The 22,225-nt window shown below is 56.3% G+C and carries 19 protein-coding genes and 2 pseudogenes; 12 read left to right on the top strand and 9 right to left on the bottom strand.

The window, feature by feature from the left end; translation table 11 throughout:
- Window positions 1-932: 932 nt before the first annotated feature.
- Together DOS48_RS29250 and DOS48_RS29245 are read right to left on the bottom strand one after the other, a co-directional pair.
- Window positions 933-3,098, bottom strand: coding sequence for a type B DNA-directed DNA polymerase (locus tag DOS48_RS29250; protein WP_168654596.1), 2,166 nt, complete (start codon window positions 3,096-3,098; stop codon window positions 933-935).
- A 93-nt stretch (window positions 3,099-3,191) separates the two neighbouring features.
- On the bottom strand, window positions 3,192-4,448 hold the full coding sequence (locus DOS48_RS29245; RefSeq protein WP_168654594.1) for an RNA-guided endonuclease TnpB family protein: 1,257 nt from the start codon (window positions 4,446-4,448) through the stop codon (window positions 3,192-3,194).
- Window positions 4,449-4,935: 487 nt separating this feature from the next.
- On the opposite strand from DOS48_RS29245, the gene DOS48_RS29240 reads away from it, so the two are divergent.
- Together DOS48_RS29240 and DOS48_RS29235 are read left to right on the top strand one after the other, a co-directional pair.
- On the top strand, window positions 4,936-5,484 hold the full coding sequence (locus DOS48_RS29240; protein ID WP_168654646.1) for a winged helix-turn-helix domain-containing protein: 549 nt from the start codon (window positions 4,936-4,938) through the stop codon (window positions 5,482-5,484).
- Window positions 5,485-6,130: 646 nt separating this feature from the next.
- Window positions 6,131-6,586, top strand: a complete 456-nt coding sequence (locus tag DOS48_RS29235; RefSeq protein WP_244629422.1) for a MarR family winged helix-turn-helix transcriptional regulator — start codon at window positions 6,131-6,133, stop codon at window positions 6,584-6,586.
- 33 nt (window positions 6,587-6,619) lie between these two features.
- Here the strand turns inward: DOS48_RS29235 and DOS48_RS29230 are convergent, their stop codons facing one another.
- The 3 genes and pseudogenes from DOS48_RS29230 to DOS48_RS29220 all read right to left on the bottom strand — a co-directional run bounded on the left by DOS48_RS29230 (window position 6,620) and on the right by DOS48_RS29220 (window position 8,530).
- Entirely contained in the window at window positions 6,620-7,276 is a 657-nt protein-coding gene (locus DOS48_RS29230; protein ID WP_168654590.1) for a ribonuclease H-like domain-containing protein, read from the bottom strand.
- Complete coding sequence (locus DOS48_RS29225; protein ID WP_080506852.1) at window positions 7,273-7,590, bottom strand: hypothetical protein; 318 nt, start codon at window positions 7,588-7,590, stop codon at window positions 7,273-7,275. The genes DOS48_RS29230 and DOS48_RS29225 overlap by 4 nt, the downstream gene beginning before the upstream one ends.
- Window positions 7,591-7,592: 2 nt before the next feature.
- A pseudogene (locus tag DOS48_RS29220) lies at window positions 7,593-8,530 on the bottom strand (hypothetical protein).
- A gap of 312 nt (window positions 8,531-8,842) precedes the next feature.
- Between DOS48_RS29220 and DOS48_RS29215 the strand changes: the two are divergent.
- The gene (locus tag DOS48_RS29215; RefSeq protein WP_168654588.1) at window positions 8,843-10,234 is read left to right on the top strand and encodes an ATP-binding protein; all 1,392 of its coding nucleotides are present in this window, start codon (window positions 8,843-8,845) and stop codon (window positions 10,232-10,234) included.
- Between the two features lie 73 nt (window positions 10,235-10,307).
- On the opposite strand, the gene DOS48_RS29615 is transcribed toward DOS48_RS29215, so the two are convergent.
- On the bottom strand, window positions 10,308-10,556 hold the full coding sequence (locus DOS48_RS29615) for a helix-turn-helix domain-containing protein (protein WP_321169478.1): 249 nt from the start codon (window positions 10,554-10,556) through the stop codon (window positions 10,308-10,310).
- 639 nt (window positions 10,557-11,195) lie between these two features.
- Here DOS48_RS29615 and DOS48_RS29205 point away from each other — a divergent pair.
- Together DOS48_RS29205 and DOS48_RS29200 are read left to right on the top strand one after the other, a co-directional pair.
- Window positions 11,196-11,861, top strand: a complete 666-nt coding sequence (locus tag DOS48_RS29205; protein ID WP_244629421.1) for a hypothetical protein — start codon at window positions 11,196-11,198, stop codon at window positions 11,859-11,861.
- Between the two features lie 227 nt (window positions 11,862-12,088).
- Window positions 12,089-12,736, top strand: coding sequence for a hypothetical protein (locus DOS48_RS29200; RefSeq protein ID WP_168654587.1), 648 nt, complete (start codon window positions 12,089-12,091; stop codon window positions 12,734-12,736).
- Between the two features lie 428 nt (window positions 12,737-13,164).
- Here DOS48_RS29200 and DOS48_RS29195 read toward each other — a convergent pair whose 3' ends face one another.
- Window positions 13,165-13,803, bottom strand: coding sequence for an IS6 family transposase (locus DOS48_RS29195; protein WP_168654585.1), 639 nt, complete (start codon window positions 13,801-13,803; stop codon window positions 13,165-13,167).
- Between the two features lie 433 nt (window positions 13,804-14,236).
- Here DOS48_RS29195 and DOS48_RS29190 point away from each other — a divergent pair, with 433 nt between their 5' ends.
- Window positions 14,237-14,731 (top strand): DUF3592 domain-containing protein, encoded by a 495-nt coding sequence (locus tag DOS48_RS29190; RefSeq protein WP_168654583.1) that lies wholly within the window; start codon window positions 14,237-14,239, stop codon window positions 14,729-14,731.
- 294 nt (window positions 14,732-15,025) lie between these two features.
- Here the strand turns inward: DOS48_RS29190 and DOS48_RS29185 are convergent, their stop codons facing one another.
- Together DOS48_RS29185 and DOS48_RS29180 are read right to left on the bottom strand one after the other, a co-directional pair.
- Entirely contained in the window at window positions 15,026-15,799 is a 774-nt protein-coding gene (locus DOS48_RS29185; protein WP_168654582.1) for a hypothetical protein, read from the bottom strand.
- 177 nt (window positions 15,800-15,976) lie between these two features.
- Entirely contained in the window at window positions 15,977-16,132 is a 156-nt protein-coding gene (locus DOS48_RS29180; protein WP_158603183.1) for a hypothetical protein, read from the bottom strand.
- A 301-nt stretch (window positions 16,133-16,433) separates the two neighbouring features.
- On the opposite strand from DOS48_RS29180, the gene DOS48_RS29175 reads away from it, so the two are divergent.
- The 6 genes and pseudogenes from DOS48_RS29175 to DOS48_RS29150 all read left to right on the top strand — a co-directional run.
- A complete protein-coding gene (locus tag DOS48_RS29175) occupies window positions 16,434-16,886 on the top strand; it encodes a hypothetical protein (protein ID WP_168654580.1) in 453 nt (150 codons plus the stop codon).
- Between the two features lie 139 nt (window positions 16,887-17,025).
- Entirely contained in the window at window positions 17,026-18,036 is a 1,011-nt protein-coding gene (locus tag DOS48_RS29170) for a hypothetical protein (protein ID WP_168654579.1), read from the top strand.
- An 821-nt stretch (window positions 18,037-18,857) separates the two neighbouring features.
- Window positions 18,858-19,472, top strand: coding sequence for a hypothetical protein (locus DOS48_RS29165; protein ID WP_244629420.1), 615 nt, complete (start codon window positions 18,858-18,860; stop codon window positions 19,470-19,472).
- A gap of 34 nt (window positions 19,473-19,506) precedes the next feature.
- The gene (locus DOS48_RS29160; RefSeq protein WP_168654575.1) at window positions 19,507-20,328 is read left to right on the top strand and encodes an ABC transporter ATP-binding protein; all 822 of its coding nucleotides are present in this window, start codon (window positions 19,507-19,509) and stop codon (window positions 20,326-20,328) included.
- 59 nt (window positions 20,329-20,387) lie between these two features.
- The gene (locus tag DOS48_RS29155; protein WP_244629419.1) at window positions 20,388-21,938 is read left to right on the top strand and encodes a hypothetical protein; all 1,551 of its coding nucleotides are present in this window, start codon (window positions 20,388-20,390) and stop codon (window positions 21,936-21,938) included.
- Window positions 21,939-22,035: 97 nt separating this feature from the next.
- Window positions 22,036-22,197: pseudogene (locus DOS48_RS29150) on the top strand (helix-turn-helix transcriptional regulator); the annotation flags it as partial.
- Between the last annotated feature and the right edge of the window lie 28 nt (window positions 22,198-22,225).

Genomic DNA, 22,225 nt, shown 5'->3' with positions numbered 1-22,225 from the left:
AGAGCAATTGATACCGCCCTGTATCAAAAAGATTCCCCCACCTCTATCGAAGTGTGATTAGCCGTTTGAAACCCCTGATACCGGATTAACCACGTGATAACCGTAAAATAAGGCTAACAGGCAGTAGCCGGTGACGATGTGTTCAGCAGTACTCGCCCGAAGACACACACCCCTCTATCGATGTGTTCGAAGTATTCACGGGGTGGGGGGTTAGTTGAGGAATTTTCTGTGCCTAACTGTCGAGACAGGCCTCGTGTTGGCTTAGAATGAAGAAGGAACGTTCTCGTCGTTTTCTACCCAATCGATTTGAGCTTGATCTTCTCTTCTCTTCTCTTATTTGATTAACACAAACACACACACACCCCTCTATCGATGTGTTCGATGTGTTTCGACCCCTGGCAATAGCGACCTTCAGATAACGTCAGAAAGATTGCCGAAGCAACATCGGTTATTGGACGATAGAGAGACGATGTCCACGATATTCTTGGAAATTGCGTTTCAAGGACTAAAACCGAGCACCTGTCTTGTCCGGCTTACTCACCTGGAACACATCGATAGAGGGGTGTGTGTCTCATCGGGTCGCTACTGTCAGAAGACGATCGGTTCACTGTTCCACAGGTAGGGAACAATCCTTCGTGTGTCCTTTTGCGATTAGACCAAGTCGCGCACTTCGAGCCGTGACATTGAAACGTACCACAACAGAACAGAAGCTAAGACTCGACATCAGGTGCGATAGGAATCGCCTGTGAACCGCCTCGGGGTCAAGCCCCGAGGCACTCGCCTTGTTTTCTCTGTAGAACACATCGATAGAGGGGTGTCTCTCAAACGAGTTTCTCAAGCAGCCCTTGTTCACCCGTCATACGAGGTTTCACGGATCTTCTGGGCATGGCTCTGATTTAACCAACAGATTTGGTGGTATAACGGTGTGTTGGTTAATCTTGATTGCCGTTCGCGAAGGCTGTCAGCTCCGGTTCCCGTCTCTCCGAGAGATATCGACGGATCTTCGATCGATCCCACCCAAGCGGTGACAGCACACTCTCGACAGCTCTGACGAGTTGCGTCTCGTAGTACGACGCATCGTACGATTCGATCTCCTCGTGAGCCAACGCGACCCGTTCTCGCGATGTTTTCTCGTCGTCGACGACTACGTACTCGATGTCCTGTCCTGGGTGAACAGTGAGGTCCTGATCGCGAGCCCGTCTTAGTGCCGCCACGTTCTGGGTGTTTTGCGTATATCCCTCCAGCGGCTTGGAGACACGATTTCGTTCGACGAGCTGTTCGACCGGTACCGTTCCAGCGTGGAGGCGCTTGATGGCGTCTTGGAGACAGTCGAGTACAGCGTCCGGAGCTCGAGTCGCGTCAAGCCGTTCGAGACAGTCCCGCTGGACGTCCTCGATGAACGATGGGGTCGACCGCTGGCGAGCCTCGATCCCTCTGATCTTGAAGTCGTCGTTGCCAGCTACCTTGCCGAAATACTTCGTGAGTGCGCCGGCGTCGCTCTCGCGCTGCGGGACGAACGCCACCCAGTCGTAGTGAGCTTCGTGTTCAAGCCGAATTTTGACGCGTTCTATGATCGCTGTCGCGAGCGTCTCGAGGTCCTCGCGCTCCTCGTCGTCGACGTCGGGATCCGGGGTCACCCAGATAGAGTCGCCGATGCCGTGGACGACACGCCACCCGCCGTCCTCCAGCTGCTGTTTCGCCGTTAGCAGAATCTCGCGAGCGAACGCGTTGATTGCCTCGTGGCACTCGATACGGCCGAACTTCGCGTTGCTGAACCCCTGGTAGCCAAAGCAGGCGACGAGAATCCACTTCAGCGCGCCTGATCGCCCCTCGAGTTCCGCCAGTCGGTCCTCGTCGGGGTCATCCCGAGCCTTCTCGCGACGGATGGCTGTCTTGATTTCGTCACGTGCGTCGATGATCGGCTGGAGGACGTCAACGAGGTAGCCTCGGTCATCGCAGATCGAGTATCCGAGGCCGGGGACGTCGTCGCGGTCGCTGTGACAATCACACCGGATGACGTCCGGCGAGACGTTCCGGGTACAGATGATGTTCGGATACAATGAGGAGAAGTCGAGTTCGTGGACGTTCTCGTGGAGGCCGACCTCGGGTGCGAAGATGAAGCCGCCACGGTCGGCGTCGTGGAGCGTCCCCATCGGCTTGTAGAACTCGTGTCGCCAGGAGTTCCACGGGACGAGGACACCGCGGTCGTGGGCCTCGCAGATCTGGATCGCAGTGATGACGTTCCCGATCGACGCCCACGCGAGCTCCTGGACGGGCTTTTTCGAGCGCGACACGAGGTCGAGGACGCCCTCGAGGTTCGTCTCCCCGTAAAAGAACGTGTTCGACTCGTCGATGATCACCCGTCCGGGGACGTTGTACCGTGCCGGGGAGTGACCGACGCGGCCGTAGCTCGAGTACGTCGACCGGCTCGCGAGTTGCTGATAATCGACCTCTGGCCACCGACTCAGTGAAAAGTCGTCGACACCCGCGACCGTCGCCATCTCGTGGAGGGTTGAGATGATCTCGCTCGTCGAGCAGACGAGAATGTCTGGGTCGTGTGTCTCGATCGCCGCTTGGACGGTGGTGAGTATGTCTCTCGATGACCCGGTAACAGTCTCGCCGGCAATTGTGAGCTCGCTGTACGTGTCTTGGCCTATCTCGGTGACTGGAACACCAAGCCGGAGTGTCGAGAGCTCTGCTGTCGGCGTTGGATCGCAATTCGCCTCCAGACAGTACCGGAACTCCCGCGAGAGATCGACGTTGAAGCAGGCGAGATCGCCGACCGGATGCGCTGATAGTTGGCGTGCCTGTCGCGCAAGCGGTGTGACGAGGTTGACGTGGTCGACGTCGACAGCAAGAGCGGACTCGTCGTCACGACGAAATCCCGGCCGCCGGGATACGATCTCGGTCGCGGCGATATCCGGATGTCGTTCATATTGTGCGCGAAGTGGTGTGAGATCGATGTCGGTGTCAGGGTCACGTGCTGTGACGTAAAACCGGGGCGTGTAGTCGTCGCGCTCGGTCGCGGTCGCGCCATCGTTGGTCGCCTCCCACTCGAGGACGCGACCATCGTCAAGGAAATCGACTTTGAACGGCATTTTCGTAAGTCACCCACCTTCTCGTCTCTACACCGGAGTCTCGCTTGACATCCTCCTCCGCCTGAAGGCGGAGGAATCCCGAGCGTTGGGATATTAGGGTTTGCAGACTCCCTGCTCTCTCGTGTTGAACGACCCGCTCTCGCGGTCGAACAGGAAGACTCCGGGCTGTGCCAACCAGCCGTTACTCATATCCCCCGTCGGGAGACTCTGAGTTATCTTACGGCGAATATTCACCGCACCGTTCACGTCCGCGTTCATCGTCGTCTCGCACGACGAACAGACGTACAGACCGCGCTCTACGCGGCTACTGTCCCGAATCTGCCCACAACACGAACACGTCTTGCTCGTGTTCTCCTCGTCCACTCGGTCAACGAGGATGCCGTGTTCTTCGGCCTTGTATTCGAGCAGGTTCGTGATGCGGTGAAACTCCCATCCGTGGAGTTTCTTGTTCCCCGACGCACCCCAGTTCCGCGAGTCGCCGTTCTCATCCTCGCGGATGTCGCTAAGGTCACCAACTGCTATCTTCTCTACGTCTTCTTCGACACACCGCTGGACGATGTGTTTCGACAGGGTGTGGAGGAAGTGGTCTTTGCGTCGGGAGAGTTTCTGTCGAGCCTTCCGCGCACGCTTCGACGGCCCGTTCTCACCCTCGGTCTGGTACTCGCCGCGGGTAAAGTAGTGTTTGTCTTCTTTCAGCGTGTTCCCCGGATATAGCTCCGAGGGGCCATCCTCGTAGTCGATAGCGAGGTAGTTGCTGATACCGAGGTCGATTCCCACCGTGTTGTCGCCGGGTGCGTCCTCAACGGGGATTTCCTTCTTGCAGACGAGGTGGAGTTCCCACTCGTCGCCGTTCCAGACGGCACGCACTTGCTGGATGTTCTCAACCTCTACGTCGGGACGGGTTTCGTACTCGGCGAGGGTGAAGTCAGACCGTCTATCCTTCAGGTTCCAGCCTTTCGAGAGGCGAAGTTGGCCATGTTTAGCGTCGTGTTTGATGCCTTTCTGTTTCCACGTCACGGTAGAGCGCGGGTGTCGGTCGCCACGTTTCCGGTAGCCCGGTGGGTTGTCGCCATCGTCGGAGTTGTACCAGCCGGTGAACGCTTCAGCAAGTTCTTCGAGAACTCGCTGACTTGACTGAGAATGCAGGTCACTGTAGCGTTCGTGGTCTTTCAACTCTGATTTCAGTTCGGCTTCGTCGGGTATCTCACCGTCGTCGTCCCATCGTTGTTGGATGTAGTAGCGTCCGACGTTCCACAGTTTCGAGGCGGAGAACCCACACTGGTCGAGGTCGTCACGAACCTGACTTTGGTTCGTGACGCGTGCGACGTAGGTACGGGTTGTCTCCAGCATCGTACTGTGCTCATAACTAGTTATAAAAATATAGTATTAAATTCTGTGTTTGGCGTGGAATATCCAGCCCTGCCGGTATCGGTGGAACGTGTCACTGAGTGACGGCGTGTATCCACGGCCTGAAGGCCATGGTATTGCGCCTGCTCCGCGTATAATTGCCGGCGTGTCTGTTCCGGATTTCAGGGAATGGAGATCGTCTTGACAGAAACAGCGTACTCTCGCGGGTTCGCTCTGTTAATCCCACTTCCAGAATCAGTTCCGGGTTTGTTAGCTGAACATCCGGTAGCGTGTTAACCAACAGAACGACCGTCCTACAGATCGCTGTTGGTTAAGACTGCTGTGGACAATCCTCCATATCATGAATTCGGTGAACAATATACTACCCCACAGATTATTATGCCGCTCTCCCGTTGGTTGGCACATAATGTCCGAGGAGCCGTCCCCGCCCCACCGAATGAGCCCGGATGGCGGCACTGAACACCGTGACGTGAACGACGTCGTCGAAGAGGAATGGATCGAGGAGACGACGCCCTTTGAACGAGTGTACGAAGTCATCTCTCGTGTGTACGATCCGCTGTCTGCAGCACAGATCGCCGAGCGTGCCCGCGTCTCACCGACCACGGCGCGAAAGCACCTGCGAACGCTCGAGAGCGCTGGTGAGGTAACGACATCTCAGGATGGTCAGACGACGCACTACCGACGGTCGGAAACGGCGATCGTCACTGAACACGCCCAGTCGCTCCTCGCGGAACGGACGCCCGAAGAGATCGCGTCCGGTATCGCCGATATGAAGGCGCAGATACAGGCGTGGCGCGAGGAATACGGTGTTGATTCACCCGAGGAATTCGCCCGAGAACTGGATATCGACGACGCTGACAGCGACCACGGCGCGCTCCTCACAGAATGGCAAACGACGCGACGTAACCTCGCGCTCGCACAGGCAACACTCGCGATCGGTGAAGTGAGTCAAACTGGTCACCTCACTGGCACGGATACAGATGACGATGGCAATGACGATACATCCATCGTCGTATGACCGACGACGGAGACCCCGCTCACCATATTCAGCCAGACGAGCAGTCTGAGGTGTTTGGTCCCATTGACGCCGGGGCATTACGGGAGATACGAGACCTGTTCGTGGACCTTGAGCCGCTGGTCCAGACCGCGTCATTGGACGACCCACTGAATCCACAGACACTCTCGGTCGAACTATCTGATGGCGTCGGAGCGGCGTCAACCGCCCGGATAGACGTCCGGTGGAGTCTCACCGGGAACTACGCCGCACACTACACAGATTCCCGAGACCGAAATTTTCGGTTTGACTGTCATCCAAAACCCGCCGCGCCGCGCCGACACTTCCATTCACCCCCCGATGCTCCGAGCCGTCCTGTCGACCCATCTTGTATTGCTGTGTCTGAGACAAGCCTTGTAACGCGAGCGATTCTCCAGCGGTGGCGATACGCCTATACGAATGGAACATTCGATGGGATCAACGACGCAGAAAATCCGCCATAGAAGCCTTGTCGGCACGGGTTCTTGTACCGGTACAGGATCCGTGTTTTCAGAGCACAATCAACTGCTCTTCCATTGTAAGTTACTCACCTCGATGGATCAAATAGTTGGATGGTCTCGCCGCAACCATAGTAAAATATTTTAAGATGGTAGGGGACCAACTGACTTATATGACTAACTCGCCCGACCGACCGTCAATTCCTGACGGCGGTTCGCGCCGACGGCGTGACGACTCTAACGAGGGCGATAACGGGTTCGACCTAGACGTTGAACTCCCTGAAGACAGCCTATTCGATCTTGTCGATTACTTGAAAATGTACGAAGTGGCGTCTAAGCCCAAGCAATATCTGATCCTTGAGGCGCTTGCGGAGAATAATCAACTCAGCACCAGCGAACTGTCAATGGTACTTGGTGAGGAAGATAATGCGCTCCACTATCCGCTCCGGACGCTCAAGGATGTCGCACTCATCAAGAACCGACGCGATCCGAATACGGGGACTGAAGAGACTTATTCATACTACGAACTGACAGAGCTAGGACGGATCGTGTTGACCGAAGGGATCCGCGAGGGTGTCAAAATACTGGCTCGGCAAGAAGCCGCTCTTGAAGACAAATACAGCAAGTGATCGTGACCGAGGCCCTCGACAGTTTCTGCGCATTCACCCTTCACTAATCACTGGGTCGAGCGATTTCATCGAAAAGTCTGATTTTGAGCAATATCGTTCGGCGACGTCCATCAGCGCTCGTGTACGTCGAATATCGGCGATGTTGTGGAGTACGACCGCTCCGAAATCACCAGTCTCCCACGCGTTGACCGCTTCGCTACTTTCTCCAAATGGATCGACTGCGCCGTGGCCGGACGCCACAAGCTCGTCGTACACTCCAGTGAGGCTGTTCTCACTCGTATTGAACCGTGAGGAGAAGACCTCCATCACGCCGATGTACGGCAACTCAGCGAACGGCCACTCGCGTCCGTGATGACTGAGCCGCGTTCGAAGAAATGGCAGATCAAATCCGCCTTTCCAGGTTTCGCCGTTATAGGCTACGAGTTTGACGTCTCGCTGTGCGATCGTGGTATCGACGAACGTCTTGACGGCGTCCAACAGCGCGTCCTCATCGTCATGAACAGAGAGCGTCACTGGCGTAGTGAGATGTTCGTTCACGCGCTGTTCGATATCTGAAGCACACGCACTCCCGTCCGTATTGAGGAATACTCGTGAGCCGATCTCGGCGTCGAAGCCGACGACAGTCAGCTGGTCAGTCGTCGAAAACCCCGTCGTCTCGATGTCGAATGCGATCGTCGCGAGTGTACTCATTGGGGTGGCTCGCTGGTTTCTTCATCGGATACTTGCGCATCGATGCGCTGTTCGTCGAGCCGGTGTTCGAGCGCTTCGAGACGTTCCTCATGGTCTTCTAATGTGGCCTCCTGTTCGAGATCGATACTGAACAGCGCCGGCACCAGTGGATTCTGGTGGTTCAACAGCCCGCTCGCGTCGGCGTGTTCGCGAGCGTACTCGAACAGTTGGTCGAAGCGTGGTTGGTCGCGACGACGGAGCGCCCGTCGGAACTCCGCCCAGCGGTCTTCGATAGCCCGCAGCGCATCTCGATATGTCGGGTTTGTGCGTCCCATTGTTAGCGCCCCCCAGGTGCTGTCCACGCATCGAGGAAGGGACTCGCGGTGAGCGACGTCGTCTCCCCGTCAGCGGTCACGCCTGTCCCGACACCTGCCGGACTCGACGTCGACGACGGGGGTGTCGCCGGTTCGAGGCCAACCTGCGTCGCCCGCGTAGCGAGTAGCTGTTGCCAGTAGGCGAACGTGGTCTGGTAGTACGCACCGTCACCAACGGGATAGATGAGTGTCTCGAACTCGTCACCGACGAGTCGCGGCCCCATCCGGGTTTGCTCACACTCAAGATGGTGGTCGGCGGCCGTCGCAACCGCTGCTGTGAACTCATCGATCGTACTCCGAGTCACGAGTACCGGGACGTCGTAGCTGTCGGCGTACGTCGCTAGCCGAGCGAGGGTTCTCGCTTGCAGTGTTTCTGCGTGCTGCTCGCTGAGTGTGTCGTCGCTGCGGTACTGGGTGTCGACGGCTGGCGCAACGATGAGCGACGGGGTGTGTAGAGACGAGTCTTCGCTATGAGTCGATGACTGTCGACTGGATGTGCTGGTGACGGCGGCCGATTTCTGGATGACTTGGTTTACTGCCGTCGGGAGATTATCGACAGCGCCGTAGTGCTGGTACGCAGTAAATCCGCGTGCGACGTGGATCCGGTCGAGCAACCGCTGGCTCGGTGTGATCTGAGCCAGCGTCGTCGTCGTCGCGTGGCCGTTCGCATCAACCCAGAAGGCGGGCCCATCGTGTAACAGGAGATGGTCAAGCACGAGCGACTGGAGGATTGGGACGCCACGGCCGCCGTCTACGTCGAGCAACGTAATGCCGTCGTCGAGTGACGGCAGCAGCATCTCTTCAGTGGCTGGCTCGGCGCGATCTGCCAAGCCCAGATTGCGGTCAGCCCCCGTGTTGGCTTGTCGGCCGCCATTCGGTTCGATGGTGGATGGTCTCCCATACTCGATAACTCGTCACACTCTCAATAAGCGACGGCGCGGCGCTTCCGGACTTCCAGAAAGGACTTTACAAAACGTCAATTCGAACTCTGTCTCCGGATCTTGAGGAGTGGTAAACTGTTTCCAAGACTCTTTCCGAGATGGCCGTCACCTTTGATCACCGGATTAACCAACATTTCGGTATGCCCCCGGCATATTTTTGGTTAATCTGGTTAACATCGTTGTGCCGCACTCGCTGATGATATCTGTGAATATGATATTCTAGAATATGATTATTCAGAATATTTTTATTATGTACCCACTAATTCAGCGCCATGACAGACTTCGTGAACCGCTCGGAGGAGTTAGATCGGCTTCACGGCCTGTTTGACTCGGAGACCGCGGATCTCGCTGTCGTGTACGGGCGGCGGCGGCTGGGAAAGACGAGACTCGTCAAGAAGGCGCTTGAGGGACGAGAGAACGCGGTCTTCTATCAGGCACGACAGAAGACGCAGGAGCTCCAACTGGAACAGTTTGTCGAGGCTGCGGCCGACACGGTTCCTGGTATCGAAGATATCCGTCCTGATTGGGAGCGGCTGTTCCGGTATCTAGCCGACCAGAACGCGATTGTCGTCCTTGACGAGTTTCCGTACCTGATTGAACAGGACGAGAGCCTCCCGTCGGTGTTACAGGCGCTGTTCGACCACGAGTTCAACGAGTCGGAGACGACGTTCGTACTGGTCGGGTCGTCGATCAGCATGATGGAGGAAGCGACGCTGCTCGGAGACAGTCCGCTATACGGGCGGACATCCTTGACACTCGACATCCGTGAACTCTCGTTCGACGCCGCGACGGAGTTTTTCCCGGATGATGCGACGGCGGACGAGGCCGTTCGCGCGTGGAGCGTGTTCGGTGGTGTTCCCTACTACCTCGAGGAACTCGACGCCGATCGGTCCCTCGGCGAGAACATCCAGCAGACGGTGTTAACTCGTCACGGATCGCTCCGTAACGAGCCGGAGTACGTTCTCCGGATGGAACTAACGGAGCCGACGCGGTACTTCTCGATCCTCGAAGCGATTGCTGGCGGGGCAACAGGCCGCAACGAGATTGCTGGCGTGACAGGTATCGACTACAACCAGCTGTCGACGTATCTGGATCGGCTCTCTCGGCTCCGACTCATTGAACGGCATGTGCCGGTGACTGAGAAACCTGAACGATCCAAGCGGAGTCAGTACCGACTTCGGGATCCCCTGTTCCGATTTTGGTTCCGATTCTTGTCCGGGAGTGCGGATCGGTACGACCAGTTCGGTGAGGAGGCCTACGACCGACTCGTCGACCCCGAGCTGGCCGATTTCGTCGCTCCTGCCTTCGAGCAACTGTGCTGTGAGGCCCTGTGGACCCTGTACGACGAGACGCCGATCGTCGATGTTGGGCAGTGGTGGTATCAGGACCACGAGATCGATGTCGTCGGGCTCACTGACGAAGACACGCTCGTCGTCGGCGAGTGTAAATATCAGGAATCGCCGCTCGACTACGGCGCGCTGGCATCCCTGGAGACCCACGTCGAGGAACTCCGGTGGCAGCCGTCGGACGGTGGCTCGCGAACCGTCGAATACGCGCTGTTCTCCCGGAGTGGATTTACCGACAGCATCCACGACGCCGCCCGCAAGCGCGACGATGTCCGTCTCTATACAATCGACGACGTCGTCGCCGCGCTTGGAGCGTAATCCGATTCGGACGCTTCCTGAGGATTCAACAGAGTAGATCAGCGCAAAGAATTGTGACGAACCCACCCGCTCGTCACTCGGCCTTCACGTCGGTCAGGTACCACGCAATAAGCCGAGCCTGCGCCCGCCGGACGATCCCGCTCGCGGTCGACTTGTCCACACCAACTACGTCGGCGAGATCCGCCAGCGTACACCCTCTCGGGACCTCGAAGTACCCTTCTCTGAGGCCGGCGGCGAGGAGTTCCTCTTGTCGGCGTGTGAGGAGTCGGTCTGCCCGTTCTTGTTTACCTTTGAGAGGAGTTCGTACTCGGTACCGCTCGATTCTAGCGCCTCCCGGAGCTGGTCGAACTCCCCGCGAGTACCAGTTAGGTCGAACTCGTAGAACCCGTTCCGAACTTCGATCGGAAACTCAGGCGGGAACCCTCCGGACTCGACGAATGCGTAGAGGTCGACGTCGGTCGTCTCGTACGTCGCGAGGAGCCGGTCATCGGTACGTTCCAACACCTCGTACGCGTCGACCGCCTCATGTTCGCGAAACGCTGCTGCGACCGACCCAGGAGTTCGAGCCAGCACCTCACCGAGTTCTTTCGCGGTGGCGCCGCTGTGGACGCCGGATAGCAGGCGAAAGGTCGCATCGGGGAACGCCTCCGACAGGTCAGTGATGTACAGGTCCGGCGGAAGGCGAATGCGGAATCGGGCGTCGATCATGCTGGTTACTGCCGCTTCGGACAGGTACCAACATGTTGGGGTCACGCACACATGAATCGCCCGGCAACACTGTAGTATGAACTCCGAGTCGGTCGCTGCGGCCACGAGAGGACGGACGACGCTGCGGACGATGGCGCAAACGATCGCCACGTCGATCGGAGAGCTGCGGCGCCGCGATCCGGTTCTGTCCGCCGTGGCCGCGATCAACGCTGTCCTGTTCGGTGCCTTCGCCGTCGGCACCGTCTTGGACCCGATGGTCGTCAACGGCGAGCCGGCGTGGCTCAAGCCAGCGAAGTTCACCGGCTCGATCGCGCTCGTGTGCGCGACGCTCGGCTGGCTCAGTGTCCACCTCCCGGTTGACCCGGACTTTCGCCGCCGTGTCTCCCGGATCGTCAGCGTCGGTCTCCTCATTGAAATAGTCCTTATCGGCGGACAAGCCGCGCGCGGTGTTGGGTCTCATTTTAATCGGGCGACGGTCCTCGACGGGGCGATCGGGGGCGTCATGGGTGTTACAATTGTCGTCGTCACCGTCGCGATCGGCGCGTTGGCGGTTCGAGCGCGCTACAACGAGTTCGATGTCCACCCAGCGTTCGCCGCGGGCATTCTTCTCGGCATCGGGTGGTTCGTCGTTGGCGCGTTCGAAGGAGCGGCGATGATCGCGATCCAGTCTCGGGTCGTCGAGACGGCGGAGCCGACGGTCCCGGTCGTCGGCTGGCAGCTCGTCGGAGACTTCCGCCTAGCGCACTTCGTCGGCCTCCACGCCCTCCAGCTGTTGCCGCTGACTGGCTACCTCGCGGCAGTTGGACACCGTCGGGGCCTCGTCGACCATCCGCGACGCGTGGTATTCCTCGTCGCTACCGGATACGTCGCGGTTCTTTTTGCGACTGCCGCCCTCGGCGTCGCTCCAGCCCTCATGTAAACCACCTCACCTAACTCCCTCGGCACAAATGGGGGTCGGTCCGAGAGTGGGGTTTGACGCGGACTCCCAGAAATCCGTCGTCAACGGCCCTGTTGAGAACATTTGGAACTGATAGGATCGGTGTGCGAGATACAGATGTAGTCAGCAACGACACATCCGCATTAGTGTTTCCGACCATGGTACCGTGGGCTGACTGTTTTAACGATTGGGCTCTTTCCTGACACGTAATGTCCTCGACCGGCCCCCTCCTCGGCACCAGCCTCGTCCGTCGTGCCGCCTACGCGGTGGGGCTGATCGCACTGTTCGGTATCGCGTTCGGCTTCACTTGGTCACAAACCATCATCGTCGCGGCTATCGTACTCGTGGGTGAGTCTGCCGAACTCGCGAGCCCGTTACCTGGACTGGATGAACGCCACTTCCGACTCGCGCTCGGCCTCATTATCGTAGCTGCCGGTGGGGTCGCCTATTGGGCGCAGGGAGACACCACCGTCGCCGCGGTCGGAGTCGGCGGCGGTGGCTGGCTGATGCTAGACGCACTCTATAGCCTCCGGGAAGGCATCCGATCAGGTGACGACGAGATGGCTGACGCCGACTCCAGTGAAGTGTTTCTGTCGATGCAGGTCGGCCATCTCGTCGCCGAGGAACTGAAGGACGGCCCGAAGACGGTCCCGGAACTCGCTGACGCCTGTGACATGACCGAGTCACGTGTCCATGAGGCACTGAACTACCACGAGCAGGCGGACACCGCCTACAAGGACGGCGGTCAGTGGCACCTTGACGAGTCGAAAATCGGGACGTGGGCGTTCATCAGAGACAACACCCGGCGCGCTCTGGCCCGGTTTTTCCGTCCGTTTGGGCTATTTGTACCGTCGTGACTACTTCCTGTCAGTCCCCTCTATTGTGCGGGCTGCGGTGTGACATCCGTCGCAGGATGCGCGCCCTCGGTCTTGTTTAGACGCGGTGCAGTTCGTGTTCTACAGTCGCTATCCCACGGACGAGATCGGGTAGAGAGCTACTTTTGGAGTGATTCAGTTCATCCAAGAGAGCAACTAACCGCAGCCGTCGGGAGCGTCTAAACAAGGCTCGCGCCCTCTATTCAGCAGGTCCTCTTCCACCTACTCAGTGTCTGTCAGTACCGGTGTGACCGATACAGAGGTTGTACTCAGCAAACAGACATCGCTACTGAATATCGACAGGGAGGCTTTGTTGAAATCCTCAACAAGTGATATATTTTTCCCCGGTGTAGGTCAATACACGTATCGTGGCTAGTCTTGTCTTCTGTAAGTTGTTACCGAAGGTCGTGTTAAGTTAAGCATCGATTCCAGCAGACGGCGAAGGCTTGGAGCCATGATTCTACCGCCGTCGGCTCCGCATTTCTAAACGTATTTGAAAACGAGGATGTTCGTCGTTTTACTTCTCTAAAGACACGTTCGACAGCATTCCGATTTCCATGACGAGTAATTTGAAATCGGAGCGAAGTACGTGAGAGCGCAGCTGTGAGATGTCCGCCAGCATCAACCAGAAAGATCGCGTCGTCAACGTGGTGTTTCTCTCTGAGATCGCGGAGAAACACCAAAGTAAATTGTTGGTTTTGAACGGGAAATACGTCAACGTGGAGGAATTCGTTTGTACGAGGATCTACGGCGGCATACAGCCAGAATCGGTCTGAGTCGATCTGAATCGCAGTCTCGTCGACCGCAACGCGATTCGGGCTCGCACCGTTAGCTGGCTGTAGATCGGCCTTTTGAATCCAGTTGTGGATTGCTGTTCGGCTTCGCTCGACACCCAAATTCTCAAGATACTGTTTGGTATTCGAAAGTGATAGGCCAGCAAGATGGAGCTGAATACCGGTTTCAATGATCTCGTAGGGTGTCCGCTCACGCTCCACAAACTCCAAGTCAATCCATTTAGTAGAGCCGTTGAGGCGGTTGGATTCGGACATAGACCATTCGGAACACCGACCGCCTCATCCTTAACTTAACATCGCCGTCAACGAAGGTGGTCAGACTTTTCATATAGTTCGTAGTGTCTCGGATTGGTAGGATTCTAGCCGGTCAACTCGCAGCTCTCATCGACCGGCTGTTTCAGGTAAAATCTATCTGACCAATAGGATTTCAACAGAGCGTTCTTAGTCGAACACTGATCGTACAGTAACAATATACAATTTTTAGTTGCTAGGTGAGTGAACTCCAAGGCAATGTATTCAGCCCTCCAACAGGAAAGTTGGTCAATCGGACGACACATACAGCGACGCTTGCTGCTTCGCCTGCCATACTGCTCTCGGTGGAATGGGCAGGTCAGTTCGCAGTCAACTGACTCCCGCAGCAACGCCCGACCATCTCCTGATTGTAAGCGGTCTCGTGGTGATTAACAGTATGGGCAACGAATCAGGTGTGAATATTAACGGCCCCGATACCCTCAAAGGTGCGTTGCTGCTCATGCTCATCGGGATTGCGATCATCAGCTACGGCGGATACGATCACGTACAACAGACGGAGGCAGTTCGAGACGCAGTCGAGGTTGATGCGACTATCACCGAACTCGACATCGAGGCGGACAGCGGAACGTCATCAAACCCAGGTGCGAATTACGATCCGGTGGTTGAGTTTGAATACAGCTATAATGAAAACGAATACACTGGAACAAAGATCTATCCTGCAGATATTGAACAGAACTACGAAACGCAATCAAGCGCCGAATCAGCTATTGAGGAGTACGAACAGGGGACACAGACAACCGCATATGTTTCTCCCGACCAGCCGGGAGATGCGTTTTTGAAAAATCAAACGTCGAGCGCACCGATAATCGCGATTGTACTCGGTGGATTATTCACCCTCTTCGCAACAGTTTCCGCTGTAAAGAAAGTCTAACACGCTGAAGATGGTTAGTCGAGGATAAAAAACGACTCTGTTGAAATCCTATAGGTTCGATAGCCTTGGGAGGGATACCGAGGCGGTCAGCCCAATAGCGGCGGAGTGTCCACAGAGTACGTGAACGAAGACCCATGAACAGACATCGCTCGTGGGTCGAGATGTAATCATTTCGATTGAGACCGTAGAAGAGTGGGTGGAACACCTTCTGTACTGAGCGATTGGGGGTGTAAACTATCAACCACAGAGGATCTCAACAAAGCCGAAAAAGAGGATTTCAACAAATTGAGTCGGCTAGAGTTTGGGTATTTCTGACGCGTCAACCGAGTTCTGTGTTGACCGGTTCGAAGCGCCTTCTCCGTCTCGCAACTGGAGGTATGCCGACGCGATGATCGCGTAGTATGGCACAAAGAACGCCGTTGTGAAAACAACTGTCACGATATCGGCGGCGACCGATAGGCCAGCGAGGGTCAATAACGGCGAGACCGCACCGATTACGCCACCAAAGAGCGCAGTCACAATAACGAGTATACCGAGTTTGATCCGGGATCCACGAGTCAACCCCCAGCTCCGCTTGAGGCTGCTGATGATCCCGCGATCTTCGACAGCGACAGCAAACATGAAAAATAGGAATGAGGCTGCCAAAAACAACCCAGGGAGAACCAAAAGAACGGTGCCAAGCATGATCGAGATAGTGATTATTAACCCACCAACAAGAGCGAAGACCGTGGTCCGACCGAGTCGCCGCATGGATGTCGCAGGGAACCGTGACATCTCACTTTGTGGTTGAGCAAATGTTCGCGAGAGGATAACGAGGTAAGTCGAGCTCAATATCATGATCACAACGAATAGAGCAACCCCGGCGCTTCCGGGAATCGGAAGCGCGAGTCCTGCATCCTGACTAAACTGTTCGGCAGCCTCTGGCGGGAGAAGCCCTAAGACGGCGCTATTGGCGCTTATTTGGAGTCCAAACTGGATAGCGAGGAATCCCAGAAATAGGATTCCACCAGTTCGAGAAACTGTCCGCCGAATACCGTCGCTAACCGCATGGCTGAGTTGGAGGGCCATACTGATCAAATGTGTCTAGCCGGTTCTAATAAAACAAGCGAAGACGCTGATAAACGTAAAAAAATTTTGTAGCTATCCGAACTCAATTGAATCCATTTACCAAGTTTTGGCCCTGTTGAAATCCTCAGTAAGTGATATATTTTGACCCGATCACGGTCAATACAGGGTATGAACTTATCAAAAATAGGTCCTCAGCGCGAACATAACGATGAACGCGCTAACTGCACCCACTAATCCGACTTCAACTGAGCTGTCGCCAAGAATGACAAGTCCAAGTAATGTGCCGACGGCGATGGCGAAACCGGATACGAGAGGACGACGAATGTTGGCCATTATACCAGGTCTTCTGCCGACATTGAAAGTGTTTCCGAGCAATGAGAGTCTCTTATACGGTCCGGCTATCAATACGCACTCTTCAGCGACCGGCTGTTTCAGATGAGAATCTGTCTGAAGAAGAGGATTTCAACAAACCGGATAAATCCAACAAACCAGCTTTGTTGAAATACCAATCTTTATATGTGTTATTGTCTGAAACATTCTATCACTGAAAATATTTTATTATCTGAGGTGATCAGATATTCGATAACTACCACTCGGCCCGTAATCTTACGTTTTTGATCTTCCATCCTAGACTATGGTACTCGTACTACCGAATTCTTCCACCTTTTCGCGGAAGACACAGCTAGCAGCTCTCGTTGGTAGCCTCGGTTATGTTCTCGTTTTGCTGTCAACAGCAGGGTTGGCGTACGGGCTGACAAACTTGTTGGCAGGTCTAGTGAGTATTCAAATCGGGCCTTGGCTCTGGTGGTCGATTCTCGGGGGTGCAGTCGTCGGTGCTTTGCTGGCAATAGCTTTCGCCCAATACGGGTCTGTGACACCTCTCCTCAGTGTCGTAGTGATCTATGGAATGGCGATGTACCAGATGTGGCAGGTTCTACAAGCCCCAGAGCCACTCCTTCCCGGAACTCCCCTTGACCTCTATCTCATCGGCTGGCCGCTGCTATTTCTCCTTGCGCTGGGGAGCGGTCTCATCGAGCGGCGGGTTCGAACTGCTAACGCCTCTGCGAAGGGGTCCGGGAACCCATGACCTTCGACCAGCCCCCTGAACCGACCTATCGGTCAATCTCTTGTACTGAATGATTGGTGGTGAAAAACATCAGCTACTGAGTATTTCAACAGAGCCACCACAAAGAATTTGTTTTGAACACCGATATCTCCGGCTGGACATGTATTGTTCCCGCCGCCGTGCCCTCCAACTGCTCGGCGCTTCCACAGTCATGACTTCAACTTCCGGTTGTCTGAGTCCCGGTAGTCTTGATGAGTACGCTCTTATCGCAGACGAACTAGACCTATCATCGGTCGGTCGGCCGTATCTGTGGTCCGACCCCACGGAGATCAGGGCTGTGACAAGAGTCGATTTCACCACCGAAATGAAAACGCAGTACGTTTCGGAACTGTTCGATCAGGGCAGTGTAACTGTCAAACAGTGGCCGCTCGTTAGACGAGCACAGTGGGGAAAAACGACGAGACCATATCCAACATTCCTCAAACGGAACGATCGCTTCTATCACGTCCAGATTGCTGACGAGCGGCAGCTTGAACGTGATCGATGGCATTTCGCAGTCGAGCGGACTGATGAAACGCCACCTGACGACGCGACAATTGAAACTCGTCCCTTCGATCTGTCAACACAAGATGAACGAGTGCTTGACGCAGCACTTGACGCGGTCTATGCTGGAAACGATGGATTCCTCGGTGACCCTGAATTCGACGAGCTGCAAACTGTGGAGTTCCATCACGGCCTTGACCCTGACGCAAGTGACCTGATTCCGTCGGCACAGTTTGATTTTGTCGAGGTCAATGAAGAATACTTTCGGCCAGTTACAGAGCAACGAAGTGTTCAGGTGCCAGAGTGGACGTACACCGTCACCGGGGTCACGCAGTCACCCAGCGAATTCAACGAGTACGCGAGAACCGAAATCGTCGAACACGATCTGACAGTCAGCAGTCTCTCCGAGTCCGCACGGAGTGTGATTGATGACGCGATCAGTGACGATCCGCGTCGGTACGAGGAGGGAAGTCCTCTCTCAGACGGCCTCTCGGAAGTGTTAGAAGCGCTCGGTATCGCCGGCGATCTTGAACCAATAGACAGCTACGAGGATCGGGTCGACTTCCGGAACGTCGTCGCCGAGTACGAAGACGCGATCTATCGGTTTGACCTGATCGTGACGCCGTAAGATACCAGTTTGTCAAATCACAAAAATTTAGTTCATTCTGGCTCTGTTGAAATCCTATTCTTCAGATAGGTTCTCGTGTGAAACAGCCGGTCAGCAGATCTGCCTACAATCAAGAATTATACAGTTCTATTCACGGTTACTTAGTCCGGCACCAATTGCAGCACCAATTGCCACTCCGATAGCGAGCCACAGTCCGATATTATTTGTAGCAGAACCGATAGCGACCCCAATCGCAAGTCCAATCGCCATCCCTATTCCCGTGTCTTTCCCGCTCGTTCCTGTCTCGCTTTCCCCGCTCATGTACTATCAGGTGACGTTAGGAGATGGTAAGCCCACCGTCTGTATTGATCGCAGCTGGGTCAGAATGTATCAATTGCTGAGGATTTCAATAGAGCCGTCGCTGTTCAACATAGAAGTGGCGTAGTCCTAGTCAGTCACTTCCTAAGGAGTCCAACAGAGCCCGAATGCTGTACCTTTTCTCCCGGTTTGCTGGCTTCGGCCATCCAGTCATTATTTATACATCTCACAATCATATTGGATATGGCCCTCCTCAAAACTCCACGGCTCCGCTGTGAGCAACTGATACTGCTCATGTCGGTGACGCTGTTCCACATTTTCAATCGGCCACCCGTTTGGGCAGATGAGAAACTGCCTCAGTCGGATGTGACGACGGCTGAGTACAGCTCCACGTTCGACAGGTAGTACCCCTCCGATTGATGCTCTACCCTGTTGGCGGAGTTGGATTTATTGCCCTCGGTTTAGCTATCGGCTGGTACGGACTTCGGCCGCTCGCGACTGTCCCAAGTATTCTCCGAGCCACTGTGAAGGACCCGAGCGAGGTGACGGATAGCGGGTCTTTTGTCGTTTGCCGCGGCGTGACGAACGAAGCGAGCGAGACGCTTTCGGCACCGTTTACGGGATCGCAATGTCTAGGGTTCGAGTACGAGGTTACCGAACGGCAACCGTTCGGGATCGGAATTCCATGGTTTCAGGCTCATCTCGACGATGGCGTGGCGACACGTCCGTTCACCCTTGATAGTGCGAGCGGGACCCTCACCATCGTCCCATCAGCCAAGCGGTTCGCACTCGATACAGAATCAACGGTCATCACGGTCGCTGCCAACGAAACGCCACCAGAACGTATCCAACGGTTCGTCGACGTGCGAGACACGCTTGAACCGGTCGCACGATGGGTGCGAATTATTCCGGGACTTGGCACGCGGCGTTACGTCGAGCGCCGGATCGATCCCGGTGAGGAGTATTTGATTGCGGGGCACACGGACCGCCAACAGAACGAGGTTGTCATCGCGGGTGATCTCATCATCACCGATCGCTCTCCGAGACAGCTTGTACTCCACCGGGCCTGGAGAGCGATATTTCCGATAGTGATTGCGTTGGTGTTCGTCAGTGTCGGCGTCGGAGGCATCGCTCTATGATCGACTGCTATACGAAACTGATTGACCCTCTACGATGACACGAAACTCAACCGCTATCGCAACGCGCAGCCTGACGAAACGATTCGGGAGTGAGTCCGCCGTTGACGGACTCGACCTTTCCGTCGACCACGGCACAGTGTACGGGTTTCTCGGGCCGAACGGCGCCGGGAAGACGACGACGATGCGTATGTTGACATCACTGACCCAGCCGACAGACGGTCAGGCATGGATCGACGGGAATCCTGTCTCGGATCGCGATGCGATCAGAGAATCGATCGGCTATCTCCCCGAGGAACCCCCGGTCTTCGACGAACTCACCGGGCGCGAACAGCTCGAATACTTCGGTCGGCTCCGTGATATCCCCGCCACCGAGATGGAGGGTCGGATCGTAGACTGGCTCAACCGGTTCGATCTCACCGACGACGCCGACAAGCGGCTCGACGACTACTCGAAGGGGATGCGCCAGAAGATCGGCCTGATTCAGGCGCTGCTCCACGAGCCCGATGTCGTGTTCCTCGACGAACCTACCAGTGGCCTTGACCCGCGAGCGGCTCGGACGGTCCTCGACGTCATCGCGGAGCTCACTGAGGAGGGCCATACGGTGTTCCTCTCGACGCATATCCTCTCGGTCGTCGAGGAACTCGCGGATGTCGTCGGCGTCCTCTACGAAGGCGACCTTGTTACTGAAGGGTCACCCGCTGAACTGACGGCGCGGATGGAAGCTGAAGAGGGAACGACTCTTGAGGACGTGTTCCTCTCGGTCACCGCCGAACGCGGACCTGCCGCCCCCAGATCAGCTACAGAGGGTACTGGAGACGCCCCCGACTCACAGGACGAACAGGCTACAGACCAATGACTCGGGCGAAGCGTCCTCGGCTCATCGCCCGAACGGAATTCCGACGTCGCTGGCGGACGATGAAGGGGAACCCGATGCAGCTGTTGGCACTCGCGTTCGCGGCCGTAATGCTGCTCCTATTCTCTCTCGGCGGCGTGTTTGGTGCGTACCTTGCCGGGGGGTTCGTCGCCGGAAACGAGGCCGAACCGCTCATCGAATGGGCACGGATGGTGTTCGTCTATGGGTGGATATTCGTGGTCGGATTCGGCGCGTATCGCGCGTACGCTGTCGCCCTTCGTCCCGACAATCTCGATGGCCTGTTGACGATGGTCTCCCATCGAGACGTGATCGCTGGCCTTGTGATCACCGAGTTCGTGCTGTGGTCTGTGTTCTTCCTCACTGTCGGAAGCGCCGCCACAGTTGCATTTGCCGTCAGTGCGGGCTCACTACTTACGATTCCTGCCCTGTTGCTCACGCTATGTCTTCTCCTCGCGACTGGGATTCCAGCCGGCTTTCTCCTCGCACTGGGCGTGCGAAACGCCGGCGTTCGATCGCGGCTGCTCAGCCGCCTCCGAACACTGTTTCTTTTGCTGTTTGGAATCGGGTACTTCGCGTTGATCTTCACGAATGCGTTCGCGTCAGTGTTGGAACCAATCTATCGAGTACTCGCCCCGACGCCGATCGATTGGTTCGGCGATCTCGCAGCAATAGAGCTTGGTATCGGGGCCTCTCCACTCCGAGCGATCGGTGCCGTGGGATTCACGGCCCTGTTTGCTGTCGCAGCGGTTGTCTCGCTGTTCCGACTCTCGGAGTGGCTCTGGTACGCTGACGGCGTTCACATCACCCACGAGGCCGACCGCTCGACTGACCAGTCCTCGTGGTTCGGCGGGCTTGCGCGGATATTCTCACAGCCAGTCGTCGGCGTCATCACAGTCGATTGGAAACGTGCCCGTCGGTCACCGCTCTCGCTCTCGTTCGCGTTGTATCCGCTGATCGTGCTTGCTGGCCCAGTTTTCACTGCTGTCCAGACCGGCGAAATCGGCACGAGTCTTCCACTGTGGCTGCTGATCAGTGGAACCTGGGTTGCCGGATCGCTCTTCGCGCTCAACGTGGTGGGCCAAGAGGGCGCGTCACTGCCAATCACACTGCTCTCTGACGCGCCTGAACGCTCGCTGGTCGTCGGACACGCCGTCTCTGGTGCGCTTCTCATAGCGCCGATAACCGTTATAACAACCGTCGTGGCGGGCATTTTGAGTCCACTCTCAATCGCAGTCGTGGTGAGTCTCGGCGTATCCGCACTCGTTTTGTCGGCCGTGTCGGGGGCGATCGCCACCGGAATTGGCGTCGGCTTTCCACGCTTCGAGGCGGTTAGCGTCTCTCGAAGCACAAAGGCGATTGTTCCGAGCGTCTTCGCCTTCGTGATCTACTCTGTGGTGGTGCTTGTCGTAGCACTTCCGACCGTTATCACTCACTCCGGCATTGCAGGCCACGCGCTCGCCTCGTTCGTTGGTGTCGACCAGTTTGTGGTTGGTCTAAGTGGAACAATTACTTCGGCCGTCCTCGCAGGTTTCGCCGGTGCCATTTCGATGTACATCGCACGAGATCGCGTGAGTGAGTATCGTCTTGAGTGAGGTCCAATATTAATGTCAGTAGTCGAGAACTCTAGCTCGGCATCGACGCACCATATCCGGACGAGTTTCCGATCCGGAGCGAAATTGAGGGCCAGGCGGCCGGCTCTATCCCAACCTCGACACGCTCGTTGAGAAGGGACTTATCGAAAAGAGTCAGCGGGACCGACGAACCAACGAGTACAGCACTACTCGCCGGGGCACGAGAGAGATCGAAGCTCGGACTGAATGGGAAGCCGGGTATATTGACCACGACGGGTGATCGAACCGCTGCGTTCGGGGACTGTTCG

The organism is Halorubrum sp. PV6 (genome assembly GCF_003990725.2).
Lineage (GTDB): Archaea > Halobacteriota > Halobacteria > Halobacteriales > Haloferacaceae > Halorubrum.
This window is presented reverse-complemented; position numbering and strand designations above follow the sequence as displayed.

Excerpts from the sequence above, each read along its gene's own strand:
- DOS48_RS29250 (WP_168654596.1), bottom strand. The coding sequence starts at position 3,098 with ATGCCGTTCAAAGTCGATTTCCTTGACGATGGTCGCGTCCTCGAGTGG.
- DOS48_RS29245 (WP_168654594.1), bottom strand. The coding sequence starts at position 4,448 with ATGCTGGAGACAACCCGTACCTACGTCGCACGCGTCACGAACCAAAGT.
- DOS48_RS29235 (WP_244629422.1), top strand. The coding sequence starts at position 6,131 with ATGACTAACTCGCCCGACCGACCGTCAATTCCTGACGGCGGTTCGCGC.
- DOS48_RS29230 (WP_168654590.1), bottom strand. The coding sequence starts at position 7,276 with ATGAGTACACTCGCGACGATCGCATTCGACATCGAGACGACGGGGTTT.
- DOS48_RS29225 (WP_080506852.1), bottom strand. The coding sequence starts at position 7,590 with ATGGGACGCACAAACCCGACATATCGAGATGCGCTGCGGGCTATCGAA.
- DOS48_RS29215 (WP_168654588.1), top strand. The coding sequence starts at position 8,843 with ATGACAGACTTCGTGAACCGCTCGGAGGAGTTAGATCGGCTTCACGGC.
- DOS48_RS29205 (WP_244629421.1), top strand. The coding sequence starts at position 11,196 with ATGGTCGTCAACGGCGAGCCGGCGTGGCTCAAGCCAGCGAAGTTCACC.
- DOS48_RS29200 (WP_168654587.1), top strand. The coding sequence starts at position 12,089 with ATGTCCTCGACCGGCCCCCTCCTCGGCACCAGCCTCGTCCGTCGTGCC.
- DOS48_RS29195 (WP_168654585.1), bottom strand. The coding sequence starts at position 13,803 with ATGTCCGAATCCAACCGCCTCAACGGCTCTACTAAATGGATTGACTTG.
- DOS48_RS29190 (WP_168654583.1), top strand. The coding sequence starts at position 14,237 with ATGGGCAACGAATCAGGTGTGAATATTAACGGCCCCGATACCCTCAAA.
- DOS48_RS29185 (WP_168654582.1), bottom strand. The coding sequence starts at position 15,799 with ATGGCCCTCCAACTCAGCCATGCGGTTAGCGACGGTATTCGGCGGACA.
- DOS48_RS29180 (WP_158603183.1), bottom strand. The coding sequence starts at position 16,132 with ATGGCCAACATTCGTCGTCCTCTCGTATCCGGTTTCGCCATCGCCGTC.
- DOS48_RS29175 (WP_168654580.1), top strand. The coding sequence starts at position 16,434 with ATGGTACTCGTACTACCGAATTCTTCCACCTTTTCGCGGAAGACACAG.
- DOS48_RS29170 (WP_168654579.1), top strand. The coding sequence starts at position 17,026 with ATGTATTGTTCCCGCCGCCGTGCCCTCCAACTGCTCGGCGCTTCCACA.
- DOS48_RS29160 (WP_168654575.1), top strand. The coding sequence starts at position 19,507 with ATGACACGAAACTCAACCGCTATCGCAACGCGCAGCCTGACGAAACGA.
- DOS48_RS29155 (WP_244629419.1), top strand. The coding sequence starts at position 20,388 with ATGAAGGGGAACCCGATGCAGCTGTTGGCACTCGCGTTCGCGGCCGTA.